The sequence below is a fragment of the Agrobacterium sp. Azo12 genome, assembly GCF_029193765.2.
Taxonomy (GTDB): Bacteria; Pseudomonadota; Alphaproteobacteria; order Rhizobiales; family Rhizobiaceae; genus Agrobacterium.
In genome coordinates, this window is sequence record NZ_JARFYO020000003.1 from 471,142 (window position 1) to 487,020 (window position 15,879).

Annotated in this window: 9 protein-coding genes; 8 read left to right on the forward strand and 1 reads right to left on the reverse strand. The window is 56.0% G+C overall.

Annotated features, from left to right (window positions below; translation table 11 throughout):
* The first annotated feature begins 13 nt into the window (after positions 1-13).
* The 8 genes from PYL13_RS24240 (at position 14) to PYL13_RS24275 (ending at position 13,676) form a co-directional block, all read left to right on the forward strand.
* Positions 14-1,741: a glycerol-3-phosphate dehydrogenase/oxidase gene (locus tag PYL13_RS24240; protein WP_275643607.1), complete on the forward strand. Its 1,728-nt coding sequence runs from the start codon at positions 14-16 to the stop codon at positions 1,739-1,741.
* Positions 1,741-2,583, forward strand: a complete 843-nt coding sequence (locus PYL13_RS24245; protein WP_250985851.1) for a class I fructose-bisphosphate aldolase — start codon at positions 1,741-1,743, stop codon at positions 2,581-2,583. Before PYL13_RS24240 ends, PYL13_RS24245 begins: the two co-directional genes overlap by 1 nt.
* A gap of 13 nt (positions 2,584-2,596) precedes the next feature.
* On the forward strand, positions 2,597-4,069 hold the full coding sequence (locus PYL13_RS24250) for an FGGY-family carbohydrate kinase (RefSeq protein WP_441296701.1): 1,473 nt from the start codon (positions 2,597-2,599) through the stop codon (positions 4,067-4,069).
* Positions 4,070-4,126: 57 nt separating this feature from the next.
* Positions 4,127-5,749, forward strand: a complete 1,623-nt coding sequence (locus PYL13_RS24255; protein WP_275643609.1) for a GMC family oxidoreductase — start codon at positions 4,127-4,129, stop codon at positions 5,747-5,749.
* 581 nt (positions 5,750-6,330) lie between these two features.
* Positions 6,331-6,954, forward strand: coding sequence for an outer membrane protein (locus tag PYL13_RS24260; RefSeq protein ID WP_275643610.1), 624 nt, complete (start codon positions 6,331-6,333; stop codon positions 6,952-6,954).
* Positions 6,955-7,944: 990 nt separating this feature from the next.
* On the forward strand, positions 7,945-11,049 hold the full coding sequence (locus PYL13_RS24265) for an IPT/TIG domain-containing protein (RefSeq protein WP_275643611.1): 3,105 nt from the start codon (positions 7,945-7,947) through the stop codon (positions 11,047-11,049).
* 270 nt (positions 11,050-11,319) lie between these two features.
* Positions 11,320-12,090: an ABC transporter ATP-binding protein gene (locus tag PYL13_RS24270; RefSeq protein ID WP_275643612.1), complete on the forward strand. Its 771-nt coding sequence runs from the start codon at positions 11,320-11,322 to the stop codon at positions 12,088-12,090.
* A 551-nt stretch (positions 12,091-12,641) separates the two neighbouring features.
* A complete protein-coding gene (locus PYL13_RS24275) occupies positions 12,642-13,676 on the forward strand; it encodes a porin (protein WP_275643613.1) in 1,035 nt (344 codons plus the stop codon).
* Positions 13,677-14,099: 423 nt separating this feature from the next.
* Here the strand turns inward: PYL13_RS24275 and PYL13_RS24280 are convergent, their stop codons facing one another.
* The gene (locus PYL13_RS24280; protein WP_275643640.1) at positions 14,100-15,278 is read right to left on the reverse strand and encodes a GGDEF domain-containing protein; all 1,179 of its coding nucleotides are present in this window, start codon (positions 15,276-15,278) and stop codon (positions 14,100-14,102) included.
* Between the last annotated feature and the right edge of the window lie 601 nt (positions 15,279-15,879).

The window sequence follows — 15,879 nt, forward strand, 5'->3', positions numbered from 1 at the left end:
GAACGGTATTTCCATGTCCAATTTCCGCGAGGACGCGCTCAGACAAATTCGACAAGATGCCGATTTTGATGTCGTCGTTGTTGGTGGGGGGATCAATGGTATCGGCGCATACCGCGATCTGGCATTGCAGGGTCTGAGAGTGCTTTTGGTGGAGCGCAATGATTTTGCTTCCGGGTGCAGTGCCGCTCCGTCCCGCATGATCCACGGCGGTCTCCGCTATCTGGAAAATGGCGAGTTCGGCCTTGTGCGGGAATCGCTGATGGAGCGCGATACACTGCTGCGCCTGGCGCCGCATCTGGTCCATCCCTTGCCCACGACCATTCCCATCCATTCGACTTTTGGCGGTCTCTTCAATGCTGCGGCGACGTTCTTCGGTTCATCGGGCAAGCCAGCGAGCCGTGGGGCGGTGGCGATCAAGATCGGGCTTGCGCTTTATGACTTCGTCACTCGCAAGAACCGTCTCCTGCCACGGCACGAGTTTCACAACAATCGCACCACCAGATCGCGGTGGCCAGAACTCGATGTGCGCGTGCGCTCCTCGGCAACCTATTACGACGCCTGGATCCGTCAGCCCGAGCGGTTGGCATTGGAACTGGTGCTGGATACGCGTCGCGATGCGCCGCAGGCAATCGCCCTGAACTATGCGCAGTTGAACCGAAGCGGCGACGCTTATCATCTCTTGGCGGAAGAGGCGGATGAACCAATGGTGATCCGCACAGGGATGATCGTCAACGCAACGGGGGCCTGGATCGACGAGACGATCGGCGCTCTTGGCAATGCCGCGAAAACCAGTGAGCCGAGCGTTACCGGCACCAAGGGCTCCCATATCATCCTTGCCAATCAGGCGCTCTATGAGGCGTTGAACGGGCACATGATCTTTTTTGAGAATGTCGACAATCGGGTCTGTATTCTCTTCCCCTATCTCGGACGCGTGCTTGCCGGATCAACCGATATCAAGGTGAACACGCCTGACCGGACACGCTGCGAACCGCAAGAGCGCGACTACATCCTGGATGCGGTGCGAACCGTTTTTCCCAACATCAATGTTGCGGCCTCAGATATCGTCTTCAGCTATAGCGGTATTCGCCCTCTGCCGCGCAGCGAAGCGGAGTTCACGGGAAAGATTTCGCGCAGTCACCTGATCCATCGCGTCGATTCCAACCCGCCGCAATTGTGCATGGTCGGCGGCAAGTGGACGACCTTCCGCGCATTTGGTGAGCAGCTTACCGACGAGGTGTTGGCTGGAATAGGACGGTCCCGCGTCACCTCGACGAACAATCGCCCCATTGGCGGCGGCATGAACCACCCGGGTAACGCGGATCTCTTGTCCCAACAGCTCTCCCGTGAGTTCGCCATCGGCAAGGCGCGTGCCGATCATCTGGCGACCACCTATGGCTCGCGGGCCTTCGAATTGATGACCTTCTGCCGTTCGCGCTCCGACGATATCTCGTTCTCTGCCGCGACGGCCATGACGCTCGCCGAGATCGCCTGGCTTATCCAGGCAGAGGATGTGCGGCACCTGTCCGATCTGGTGCTGCGACGCACTAGCCTCGCCATTACCGGCGAGCTTGATCTCGACATCCTCGACACGCTGCTTGCCGTCGCGTCGCGCGAACTCGGCTGGACAGCTGATAACGCATTCGCCGAACGGCGACAGGTGATCGACGAACTTCAGGCCTATTACGGCGTGTCGATCGAAATGCTTCAGGATAGATGTAAAGCAAAGGACAAGGCATCATGATACGCGTTTCCCGCAAGGCAAGAATGAACAGGCTGTTTCGTCAAGGCGGCTGCCTCGATGTCGCACTCGATCACGGGGTCTGCAACGAGCCGAGCTTTCTCGTCGGTCTGGAAGATATGGCCGGAGTTGTCGGCAAACTCATTGAAGCCGGACCAGATGCCATTCAGATGGCCTATGGTCAGGCCGACCTGCTGCAATCCAGACCGGAGCGCGACAAGCCGGCACTCGTGATGCGCATTGATATGGGCAATCCTTACAATTCCACGCGCCACCGCAGCATGTGGTCGCAACTGCAAAATCACGAAGAGCCGATCATTGGCGCGCTGGAAATGGATGCGGCCTGCGTTGTCGTCAACCTGTTCATGCTGCCGGACGAACCGGAACTGTTTCGCCAATGCGTCGAAAACATCAGCCGCGTGCGCGCAGATTGCCATCGCTACGGCATGCCCCTGATGATCGAGCCGCTGGTGATGCTGCCCAATGATGTACGTGGCGGTTATCAGGTGGATGGAGATGCCGAAAAGATCGTAACCCTGGTGCGCCTGGCATCAGAAATGGGCGCCGATATCATCAAGGCCGATCCGACGACGGACCCTGCGGATTTCCACAAGGTGATCGAAGCGGCCCGTTGCCCGGTTCTGGTGCGCGGCGGCGGGAAGGAGGATTTGCGTACCGTGCTGGCAAAATCTGCTGCTATCATGGAGCAGGGCGCAAACGGTATGGTCTATGGCCGCAATATCTATCAACATGATAATCCGAAGGCCGTCGTAAAGGCGCTGATGGCTATCATTCATCAGCGTGCCGGTGGCGAAGAAGCGTGGGATATCTACAACCGTGGCTGAAACAAATTACGTTCTGGGCGTCGATGTGGGCAACACGGTCATCAAGGCCGTGCTGTTTGACACGAAAGGGCATCAGGTTGCGCAATGCGCGCTCGACGGAAAATCGAGCCTCCCGGAACCTGGGCATGTTGAACGCGATCTATCCGAGCTCTGGGAGAATGGCTGCAGGGCTATCCGCGAGGTGATTTCAAGCTCCGGGGTCGATCCCAGCCGGATCCTCGGCATCGGCTGCGCCGGCCATGGCAACGGGCTTTATCTGCTCGATAAGGAGATGCGCCCGTTGAAGGGTATCCAGTCTCTCGACAGCCGCGCCTGCGATATTGCCACCGAACTCGACCATGAAAACGGCGTGGCTCTTCAGGCGCGGTGCCTGCAACGACCCTGGCCATCGCAAACGCCGACACTTCTTGCTTGGGTCAAACGTCACGAAGCAGCGCTTTACGCCCGGATCGGCGCCGTGCTGTTCTGCAAGGACTACATCAACTTCTGCCTGACGGACCGTCTGACCAACGACATTTCCGACCTGAGTGGTGCCGGGCTTCTCGCCATGCCGGAAAGCGTGCTCGACGAGGCTTTGCTGAGCCTCTACCATTTGGAGGACGCGCTTTCCTTCTTTCCTGATCGTGTTGAATCGGCGGAGATCACTGGACGTGTGAGCGCCAAGGCGGCACAGGCCACCGGACTTGCTGAAGGAACACCCGTCATCGGCGGCTTCTTCGATGTGGTGTCGAGTGCGCTGGGCTCCGGCATCATTCACGCAGGCGAGGCCTCGGTGGTGGCTGGAACCTGGAGTATCAACCAGGTCTTTGCCGATAAGCCGGTTATCAGTGACGATGTCTTTATGGTGACGGTCTTCGGCAAGGACCGATATGTCAACATCGAGTCCAGCGCCACCTCTGCTGCCAATCTTGAATGGTATGTTCACCGCATGCGCGGCGACCATGGCGACCAGGCCTTCGAGCGCTGCAATCATGAAGTCGGCAAAGTCGTGCCACGCGCCGACGATCCGTTCTTCCATCCCTTCATTTTCGGCTCGCGTTTAGGGGCGGAGTTTCGCGGTGGCTTCTATGGGCTGGCGGGCTGGCACGGTGAAGGGCATATGCTGAGGGCGCTGTTCGAAGGCGTCTGCTTCGAGCATCGCCGCCATATCGAGGTGTTGGAAAATGCCGGACTGTCTGTGAGTAGGGCTGTCATGTCGGGCGGCGGCTCGCGAAGCCCACACTGGCCGCAGATGATGGCGGATGTTCTGGAAATCCCGCTGACCGTGGCAGAAGCGAGGGAGACTGGAGCGTTGGGGGCTGCGATTGGCGTGACAGTCGCCGTTGGCCATTATCCTTCCTACGAAGATGCCGTTCAGGCAATGACCCGGGTCGCCCGCGACTTTCGCCCTGAAGCCAAGCGGTTCGAGCATTTTCGCAGACGCTATGCCATTTACGCGGCTCTTACAGGCCAGATGCGGAATTTCTGGAACGCATTGAAAAATTAGGGTGAGGTGGTTCGCAAGGATGTAACGCGACTACCCTTGCCAATGAGGACAGGAACCATGGCGGAAACGACTGGCCTGGATGGCCAATATGACTATGTGATCGTCGGGGCAGGGACGGCAGGCTGTGTGTTGGCCGCCCGCCTTACGGAAGATCCAACCGTACGTGTCCTGCTGCTGGAAGCCGGAGGCTCCGATCGGTATCATTGGGTGCAGATCCCCGTGGGCTACCTCTATTGCATTGGCAACCCACGAACCGATTGGATGATGCGCACAGCTGCCGAAGCAGGCCTCAATGGACGCAGTCTCGCTTACCCGCGCGGCAAGGTGCTGGGAGGCTGCACGTCGGTCAACGGCATGATCTATATGCGTGGGCAAGCCGCCGATTATGATGGCTGGCGCGAGCTCGGCAATGACGGCTGGGGATGGTCGGATGTGCTGCCCTATTTCAAACGCTCCGAAGATTTCCATGGTCCGCAAGGCGACATGCATTCGACCGGTGGACCGTGGAAGGTCAGTCGCCAGCGGCTGAAGTGGAAGATCCTCGAGGCGGTGCAGACGGGTGCCCGCGAACTCGGCATTGAGCCTCGTGCGGACTTCAACGATGGCGACAATGAAGGCTCGGGTTTCTTCGACGTAAACCAGCATAAGGGCGTGCGCTGGAACACGGCGCGCGGCTTTTTGCGACCCGCTCTGAAGCGCCCAAACCTGCGTCTCATCAAACATGCGCTGGTCGAGCGGCTGACGATGGAGGGAAGCCGCGTCACCGGCGTCCAGTATAGCACATCCGCAGGCTCGTTTCATGCGAAAGCCAGCGGTGAAGTGATCCTGGCGGCTGGCGCCATCAACTCACCGAAGCTGCTGGAATTGTCCGGCATCGGCGATCCCGCCCGTCTCGGATCGCTTGGCATCAAGGTCAATCTGGCAAAATCCTCTGTGGGTGAAAATCTGCAGGACCATTTGCAAATCCGGACCGTCTTCAAAGTCAAGGATACCATCACACTCAACCAGCTCGCCAACTCCTGGAGGGGCAAGATCAGGATCGCAGCGGAATATGCGCTGATGCGCTCCGGACCGATGTCGATGGCACCGAGCCAATTCGGCATGTTCACGCGATCCACTCCCGGCGCAAACCGTCCTGATATCGAGTACCACGTCCAACCGCTCTCCACCGACAAGCTCGGCGATCCGCTGCATCCGTTCCCGGCCATTACCGTTTCGGTCTGCCAATTGCGCCCGAGCAGTGTGGGCACATGCCACATCAGCTCGACCGATCCGCACCAGCAACCGGAAATCCGGCCAAACTATCTGTCGACCAACCATGACCGCTCCGTTGCTATCGCAGCGATCCGTCAGGCCCGGCAGGTGATGGCGGCCAACGCATTGCGCCCGTACCAGCCCGAGGAGATTCTCCCCGGCCGCCAGTTCGAAAGTGATGACGCGCTTCTGGAAAAAGCAGGCGATATCGCCACCACCATCTTCCATCCGGTCGGTACATGCCGCATGGGCGTGGATGACGCCGCTGTTGTTGATCCGGCGTTGCGGGCAAAAGGCGTTCATGGATTGCGTATTGTCGATGCCTCGATCATGCCGCGTATCATTTCCGGCAACACCGCATCGCCAGTGGTGATGATTGCCGAAAAGGCAGCGGATATGATCCGGATGGAACGCAGGGGCACCTAGGGTGGGCTCAAGAATAACATGCGCTCATAAGGTCGTCCCAAGACGGTGCCAGGCAATACCGGCCCTGGTGTTGGCACGTTGTTTGAACATTGCGCGATGAAGTTGGTCAGAGCGCCGCAGTAGTGCCAATGGAGTACGATGATAGAAGGGCCGCCGCTTATTGTGGCGGGAAAGCCGATTGTCATACCACCTGCAGACGAAAGTCTATGGATCGTGTTTCGAGACGCCGCGATCACGTAATTTTAGCGCAATGCTCACGAAAAAATGTTCTCTGTTTGAAAATCGAAGGATGGCGATCCCTGGATCGATTGCAAGCATTTGATTCCGTTGTCTCTCGCGTTCTACCCCCTACACTATTGCTGTGTGAGCCACCGTATAAGCCGACCAATTGAACACTTCATCTCGGCACCTCGCCTCTCTCGGTTAACAGGCTGTTAATGTTTTAATGAAAATGAAAGGCATACCGGTGCGGGTGTGCTTACGGTCAGCGACCAAGCTGTTCCGATTTGAACTCACCCGTGGCGAAAGCCGATGTTTCGCCTGCGCATTCACCATCTGCGGGCTGTGTATGGAGTAAAGTCATGATCAAGAAGTACATCGCATCAGTGCTTGCAGCCGCTGTCATTTCCGGTCCTGCTTTCGCAGCCGACCTCACCAATTCCTATGAAGCACCGTCGTACAACGAGCCGGTAGGGCAGTCATCCGGCTGGACCGGCGGTTATGTCGGTCTTCATGCCGGTACGGCTTCGCGCCATGGCAATCCTTTCTCCGGCGACCGTGAATTCATGGGTGGCATTCAGGGTGGCTACAACATGGAAACGAACGGTTTCGTTGTCGGTGGCGAAGGAGAACTGTCACACCTGGGCGACACCAAGGTACTCGTACCAGGCGGCAATCTGGAAGAGCGCTACCGCGTCTCTGCCAAGGCCAAGGCCGGCATGCCTCTTGGAGATACACTCGTCTACGGCACGGCAGGCGCCACGATTACCAGCATGCGCGACGGTACGGCTCAGGGTCCGGACGGCTGGAAGCCCGGCTGGTTGGTCGGCGCTGGCGTTGAACACAAGTTCAACCAGCAGATTTCCGGCAAAGTAGAATACAACTACGCGCGCACTGGCGATGTGCGCAGCAGCACCGGTGGCCCGCTTAGCGAAACGACCGTAAGCGACCACACAGTCAAGGCTGGCGTGAACTACCACTTCTAAAATCTACACTCATATGGGGCAGGAGCAGCGCTCTGTGCCCCGTATGACGACAATAGGTGCTGAAATGTTGACCCCGTATGGGAGTGCAATATTTGCCACCTGTCGATGATCACCCTTGGCCAGCCTGTCGCTGGCCGGGGGGTATAGAGGGTGAGTCAAGTGCGGGTGAAACCGCGCACGTCGTGGCTAGGCAATAGAGTGACCAGTTCGACATCGCGTATCACCCCAGCTACAAAACGTAGACGCCACACTTATCATTGAGCCACCGCGGTGGCATTGCGTTCCCTTGCCATAGCGGGGAGTTCCGGCAGCTACGACAATGACGAGTTTCTCAACACGACCGGTCCAAAGTTGTCTTTGCAGGCGAATGCCAACGTGCAACTTTTCGCCTCCAAGTCAGCCATTCAAATCAACTGGCCGAATTCTCGAAAGTTACAGGCATGCCGCGCAACTGCGATGTGCATGATGGCTTTGAAGCGCTGGCATGGGTGCGAGCTAGCGGCAAAATGTGAGGTGAATGGTCCAATTTTCTGCCGTTTCCGCACTTGTTGCGTCGCTTGAACGGAGTGCAGATATGCTTAACCCAGATCATGACGATCCGGCCGCAGTGTTTGATCATATTGTGGAGTTATCTGGCGAAGCATAATTCGCTGTTTGCTAGTCCTGGCCGGATGCGGGGTGTTATGTAGCGCCACGAGCATTATCGCAGTCTGTATTACGGCTGGTTCGGCCATCATCATGCAACGGGCAATCATGCAGTTTCCAGGGATGCGTAAGTCAGCAGAATGATACGGCACGTCCGTTTTTCAGCTTCATTTTCAAGGGGATTTTGCATTTTCGGCCCAATGTTGCGGTCAAAGCACAACTACCGTTACAATTCGTATCATTCCGTTCCAGTTGTGCTCTTTCGAAATATAGCGAACCGATTTAACGCATGTGGAAGACGGCAACGTAGTTGCCAACACGCAGAATCGACGGAAACGCGCAGACATGAATGGCACCACCGCAACCCACCTTCCTGCAAAAAAATCATATGTTCCGAAGTTTATGCAGGCTGTCTTCTCGTCGATTGTTCTCGTGGTTGTTTTTATGGCCGGTACAGCGGCAATCTCCACACCCGCATTTGCTCTCTCGGCCGCTTGCAATGCACTGAACAGCATTAGTGGAACCACAGGATATTCGCGGGATTTTCCTGCCTCCGATTTCGAAGCGGGTGAGGTTGTCAGCGTATCATTCACGGACTACGGGACCGACCCGAAGTCCGTTCCGGAAATTTTCTCCGGCCAAATCAGACTAAACAACTACGGAAGCAGTACGGTCTTTTTCCGCTACTCCTCGTATTCCGGATCTGCTGGAGCCCATTCCGGTACCCACAGTACACTCAGCACCGATGGGCTGGGTATTGTGATAGATTCAAAAAACTACCTGAGCGCAGTGACAATTGTTTGCTCGGCTCCGGTCACTGAACCGACATTGGACGGGATTATTCCTACGACCGGCCTAACGGCGGGCGGCACATCCATCACCATTACAGGCACCAACCTTACAGGCGCAACGGGCGTAAGTATTGGCGGCGTAGCCGCAACAGACGTCACCGTCGTGTCGTCGACCAAGATCACCGCTACGACACCCACTCATGCGGCGGGGCCCGTCAATGTCGCCGTGAGCACGCCAAGCGGGTCAGACGTGCTGGCCAATAGCTTCACCTATGTCGCAACAAACCCGCCGGTCGCTAATGCTGTTTCGAAAAGCGTGTCTGCGGGCTCTTCCGACAATCCGATTGCTCTCGACATAACAGGCGGTGTTGCGACTTCGGTCGCGGTTGGCACGCAGGCCAGTCACGGCATGGCAACCGCATCGGGTACGTCGATCACCTATACACCGACGGTTGGGTACTCAGGCCCCGATAGTTTCACCTACACTGCCAGCAATGACGATGGCTTATCGGCTGAGGCAACTGTCACGATAACAGTGGTCGCTGCTGCGCCGACCCTGACTGGCATTACCCCGAACTCCGGCACCACGGCGGGCGGAACCTCCGTTACAATCACCGGCACGGACCTGACAGGTGCGACAGACGTCAGTATTGGCGGCGTGGCCGCAACAGACATCACCGTCGTTTCGTCGACAAAGATCACCGCAACGACACCCGCTCATGCAGCCGGTGCGTTCAATGTGACCGTGAGCACGCCGGGCGGTGCAGACGTGCTGGTCAATAGCTTCACTTATGTGGCGGAGCCAATCATTATCTCACCTGGGAGCGGAGTGTTGAATGAGGCAACGAAGGGTGTGGTGTATGATCAGGCTCTTTCTTTAACTGGCGGAACCGCACCATACCTATTCACAACGTCAGGATTGGTGCCCGCAGGCCTCACCGTCAACCCCGCAACAGGCATGATTTCCGGAACGCCGACGGCGGCGGGAACCTACGAATTCTCGGTTACGGTGGTTGATGCAAACAATCTGATCGGCTCTGCTACCTATGCACTGAAAGTTAATTCTTCAGAGGGCAGTTTCGTCTTCACGCCATCTGCTGCCACGTTGAAGGAAGCCATGGTCGGCGAAGACTATAGCCAGCCTATCAGCGCAACGGGCGGCAACGGCGCTCTTGTTTACAGCCTGCTCACTGGCGCGCTTCCTGATGGCATGACGCTCAACCTTTCGACAGGCGAACTCACAGGCCCATTAGAGACGGATGCTGAAGCAAAGAATTATGCTTTCACCATTGAGGCGCATGATGGCAACGGGGCCACTGGAACGGCCAGCTACACACTGGCAGTCAAAGCGCGTGCCGTGACCGTCGTTGATAAAGTCGTCACAGTCGAGGCCGGTTCATCGCCTGCCGATGTGTATCTTAATCGTGGTGCTACCGGCGGGCCTTTCGTGCAAGCCGAGAGGACCTTCGTGGAGCCACCGAATGCTGGCACTGCTGTGATTATTCAGGGGCAACTCGCACAGAGTGGGCCCGTCACGACACCAGTCGGCTGGTATCTGCAGTTCACACCGAACCCGGCCTATAAAGGACAGGTCCGTGTCGGGTTCAAGCTGACAAGTGCTCTCGGAATCTCCAACACCGGTACAGTGACATATAACATTGCCTACGACGCGGCGCAGGTTGCATCTGATGCTGACCGGTTTGTACGCAGCTTCATCCAGAGCCGCCAGAACATGATTTCCTCCATGATCCATGTTCCCGGTCTTCTGGAGCGGCGTCGGATGGCTGAGGCAACCGATGCTGTCACTGCACGCATGACACCGTCCGAAAACGGCATGACGGTCAACGTTTCCACCAGCCTCGCTCAGATGGAAGCAGCACGTGACAGTGCGGATGGCATTACCGGCGGTTATTCCTCGGCCTTCAACATCTGGATCGACGGTGCCTTTCTGGCCCACAGTGACAAAGACATCAACGGCGCCAAATGGGGCAGCTTCGCAATGATCAACATGGGGGCAGACTATCTGCTGAACGAGAGGGCGCTGTTCGGTCTCTCGTTCCATTACGACCACATGACCAACCCGACCGATGAGGACGCAGAGTTGAAGGGCAATGGCTGGCTCGCCGGTCCTTACGCCTCCTTCGAAATCGGCAAGGGTGTGTTCTGGAACAGCAGCCTGCTCTATGGAGGTTCATCCAATGATATCGATACAATGTTCTGGGATGGCGCATTCGAGACAAGGCGCTGGATGGCCGATACATCGATCGACGGCCAGTGGGATCTTGGCAACGACACGATTCTGGCTCCAAAACTCAGGGCTGTGTATTTTTCCGAAAAGGTCGAGGACTACACGATCGGCAACGCTGCAGGCGACTCGATCACCATTGATGGCTTTGATGCAAAGCAATTCCGGGTTAGTCTCGGCGCCGAGATTGCACGTTCCTTTATCCTCGAAAGTGGCGCAATGCTCAAACCGAGGCTTGGCGCAACGGGAGGCTTTGCTGCTCTAGACGGATCCGGGACATTCGGCATGATAAAGGCAGGTATGTCACTGCAAACGGCCGATCTGTGGATGGTCGATGCAAGCATTCTCTTCAATATTGAAGGCGAAGGTCAGAAATCGATCGGAGCGTCCCTCGCTGCCAGCAAACAATTCTGAAAATTTTCTGGTCCAAGGCCCAAATTGCGACGGTTTCAAAGTGGCGGAACAGACATGGGCCAGTTCTTTCTGCGCGGTGGGGTGTGGAAATCGATGTGGCAGGCGGTACGGCATCGCTGAACGTTAACGTAACCACGCAGGGCGATGACCCAACGATCTGGCTGTGCTCGGGCTGGAAGGTCACGTTCGGAACGATACGCGATGAGCAGCACTCATCTGAGTACTACTCTGTGCATGGCTCACTGTTTATTTTAAAGCCAAAAAGCATGGTTGACACCCCATCTACCTAGCCTGCGCAAAAGCTTCGGGACGCTCGAAGTACTCAAAGGCATCTCGCTCGATGCCCATAAGGGCGAGGTTATCGCGATCCTTGGTTCTTCCGGTTCAGGCAAGAGCACGATGCTGCGTTGCATCAACATGTTGGAAATTCCGACAGCTGGTGAGGTCGTGGTGACAGGGGAAACCGTGAAGCTCAAAAAGCAGGGTAACGGTCTTGCCATTGCCGATGGTCGGCAGATCGATGGTATTCGTGCACGCGCCGCTATGGTTTTTCAGAGCTTCAATTTGTGGTCTCACATGACGATTCTTGAGAATCCCATCGAGGCGCCGGTCCACGTCCAGGGGCGGCCGCGGGCAGAATGTGTTGTTGAAGCTCGTGCCCTCCTGGAAAATGTCGGTATTGCCGACAAGAGCGATGCCTATCCCGGTCATCTTTCCGGTGGGCAGCAGCAACGTGCTGCGATTGCCCGGGCGCTCGCCATGCATCCTCAGGTCATGTTGTTCGACGAGCCGACATCGGCACTGGATCCCGAACGCGTGGGCGAGGTTCTGGCCGTAATGCGTGCGCTTGCCAAAGAAGGAAGGACCATGTTGCTGGTGACGCATGAAATCGCTTTCGCACGCGATGTGGCAACACGTATTGTCTTCCTTCACGAAGGCGTCATTGAGGAGGACGGTCCGATTGAAGAGGTATTTCGTAATCCTAAATCAGAGCGGTTCCGAAAGTTCATTTCCAACACGCAGCACGCTCTCTTGGTGTAATGGGCGAAGAGGATGACACAATCCGTTTGATCGCAAGATACGTCGATTTTACCGGCTTGATGGCTGCTAGATGGTCAGCACCTCTTCTCAAATTTCTTCTTCACGACAAGCTATAAAAGCTCAGGAGGACTTGATATTTGAACTGAAGTACAATCTATGATTGTTTTTGTCAGGCTAAATTTCTAGACGCTCAGTTTTTACGGGAGAGGCGTGTCGGTCTCTTTGTCTGATGCTTTTTGCTCCGAAGATAAGGGCGTATTTTTGCCGTAATTCGACCGGAATTCTAACACAATTCGTTATTTTTCAGGTGGATATCGAAATAAGTGACGATTGATGCCCTCTCATTACTTTTGTGTGCATTTTGCAACGTCACGGTGGGAAGCGTCCAAAAAATTGCACTAATTGAGGCAACGTGATTGCAACCGTGAGTGCGTCGCGTATTCTTTCCGTCAAGAAGCGGGCTTCGCCTGTTTTTATTTAACTGGTTTAGGTTTTGAGATGATTTTCACAAATCTAACCGATAGCAATCTAATCCTTCACTGGAGGTCACTATGAACATCAAGAGCCTTCTCATCGGCTCCGCTGCAGCACTCGCAGCAGTTTCTGGCGCACAGGCCGCTGACGCTATCGTCGCTGCCGAACCCGAGCCTCTGGAATACGTACGCGTTTGCGACGCTTTTGGCGCTGGCTACTTCTACATCCCAGGCACTGAAACCTGCCTGCGCATTGGTGGCGAAGTTCGTGCGACCGTCGCATTCGGCGAAGACATTGGTGGTCTGGCTCCAGGCGGTCGTTCGTCTGACTGGAACTCCCAAGTTCGTGCTCGCGTGTTCTTCGACACGAAGACCGACTCCGAACTCGGCACCATCGGCACCTACATTCGTTTGGAGGGTGACTACCGTCCTCGCGATGGAAACTCTTCCTCGTCTCTCGAGCTTGAGCAGGCTTGGGTCAGCGTCGGCGGCCTGACGGCAGGTAAAGTTCTGACCTGGTGGGATGACATCGGCATTTACGGTGAGCTTGACGCGTTTGAAGCTGCAACAAACTTCAACACTGTCAACTACCTCTATGACGCAGGTACATTCCGCATTGGTGTTGGCATCAACGATCTGTCTGGCGAATACTCCGATCGTGCAGGTTCCGAATTTGGTCTGCAGGGTTATGCACAGGTTGATTTCGGTTCCGCAAACGCTGCACTGCGCGGTGTTTACGACAACGAAGCTGAAGAAGGCGCCATCTATGCAACGCTCGTTGCACCGATCGGCCCAGGCACTCTGGAACTCGGCGCAGGCTGGTCTTCGGGTGACAACGTTTACGTCGACCGTTTTAACTCTGACTTCGCTGCCACGTCCTACGAGTGGACCGTTTCCGGTTCGTACGCTCTCAAGGCAACAGAGAAGCTGACAATCGCTCCTTCCCTTGCTTACTGGAGCACGCAGGACAACAACGACATCTGGGGCGTTGGCGTATTGGCTGAATACCAGCTTGCGACAGGCCTTAAGGTTGGTGCGACTGTTGACTACGTTAGCCCAGACGTTGGCGACGATAACACTTCTGGCTTCCTGCGCCTGACACGTTCGTTCTAATCTGACGAAAAGTCGATTAATGAAAGCCCGGCAGAGATGCCGGGCTTTTTCTTTGCGCATAGTTTGCGTGAATGAACCTTGTTCCGCGGTGAACGCGTCGTGAATAGACGGCAGACCCGACAACTCCCTGATTTCCTTGGCTAGGTGTGCTACCAGGTCGCATCTTCGGTTTGAGAGGCCAAGACCTAATCGTTTGCCTCGGCTAACGTAGGTAAATCATGGTGGCGATCTCGCTTATGTCCGCAGTGGCTGATGGTCTCTTCCTGCCAATGTGACCTTGCGTTTCTTGCGCGTATGGTGTCATCGCCAGGCCCGAGCCCGATCAAGTACTCAGGGTCGAGTTAGCTGTCGAACTGCTGGCTGTAATTGACGATGAGAGCGGCGGGACACCCTTGCTCTTGGTCTGCTTAATGCACAGTTCGCCTACGATACGGTTCGAGCGGCACCAATCGATACAGAGTGCAGATGGCTTGCAAGCTCAATCCGGTTACGGCCCGCGCGTTTGGCGATATAGAGTGCCTTGTCTGCCGCACTCAGCATAGCGTCGAAATCCATTGGAACGGGACATCCCAAGGCGATCCCGGCGCTGACCGTGGACGTGAGGGTTTCACCTTCCACATGGATTTTCTGATCTTCGAAGGCTTTGCGAATGTCCTCCGCCACCATCTCGGCACGATTGGGCATGACGTCGGTCAAGATCAGCGCGAATTCCTCGCCACCAAGACGCGCAGCAGTGTCGCTGGGTCCACAATTAACCGCAAGCTCAGCAGCAAAGATCTTCAACACCCGGTCGCCGGCAGCGTGCCCGAAAGTGTCGTTGATGGATTTGAAATGATCAAGGTCGAAGACCAAGACTGCCGTTTCCGGTCCGATCAAACGCTGACCGTAGCGCTCGAATAGCGCACGGCGATTTAGCAGGCCGGTTAGTGGATCTGTGATGGCTTCAAGAAGGTGACGTGCGGCGAGCCGCCATTGGTGAAGGGCCAGTGAAAGGGCGCCGATGCCGGTCATGCCAGCAATGCAAACAGCGATATTGAGATCTTCGGCCCAATTGTTTGGCGCAACTCCCAATACGGTCTTTCCCTCGGCAACGAGAACGGCGGCGCAGACAACAAAGGATGTTGCCGCCAGGCAATAGAGGATGGAAATTCCGATGAGAGGAACAAGTGCTTCTCCGCGCGCGCGCCAATATTGCCAGGCGGTCGCGAAGAGCATTGCGGCAATCGCCGTATTTTGAGCGATAAATGCAATCCCGTCATAACCGATCAGCAGCGGAGGAATGGAGACAAGCATTGCTGCCAAAGCCCAAGTAATTGTAGCTCGCAGCGGCAAGATGTTGCTGCGAAATTGGCAGCCCGCTCCCCAGATAATTGCGAAACCTGCATGAAGAAGTATGAACGACACAACGCCAAACGAAACAGCAGGATCGTTTACATAGAGACCGTAGGTAACAATGCCGCCAACGATAAGCACGAGCCCGAGCGTACAGCTCAGTAGAAAGGTCTCGGAGCGGCGTGCGAACCAACTGCCAAGCAGGGTCACACCAAGACACGTCGTCGAGACGGCAAGCGCAATCAAGAGTGAACTGTAATCAACGATCATGCCGAAAAAACCATGGCAGCCACCGCCTTTCATATCGGTAGGAGCGTATGGGGTTTCCATGACCAATTTCTTACTGGCGCCGCTAAAAACTCACCCGTAGGCTCAAGCTGCGGGATCATTGAATCTCATTCGACCTCATCGTTGAGCACAGGTCTGCAAGCAAAGGCGCTAGAGCCTACGCCTCAATAGTCCCGGTTCTGTCGCAATCGATCAAGTCAGCCAAATGCACCAGTTAGCAGAACGACCTTACCTGAGGACGATGTTGTCTGGTTGCTTGCGTTCCGAATGGCGCCGCCGCTTCTTCAGGAAATCCGCGACTTGGCGGCAAACATATTGGCCGTGGCAGACCTTGGTAGCACCCGCATCGACCCCACGCCGGATCATCAAATCCTTGTGTCTCGCGGAGACCCAGGTGAATCGCAGTCGCTAGTCGTGCCCATACAATTGCCAATGCTGTGATACTCGATCTTGCATCGATAGATGACGGTAAATCGATAAAACCGCTGAGTGGATGCAAATCATTCAGGGCGTCATCGCGTTTGACGGCAAGCTGACGGTGCTTCGCTAAATACCTAGAGAGCCAGCAGCAATGGTACCGATG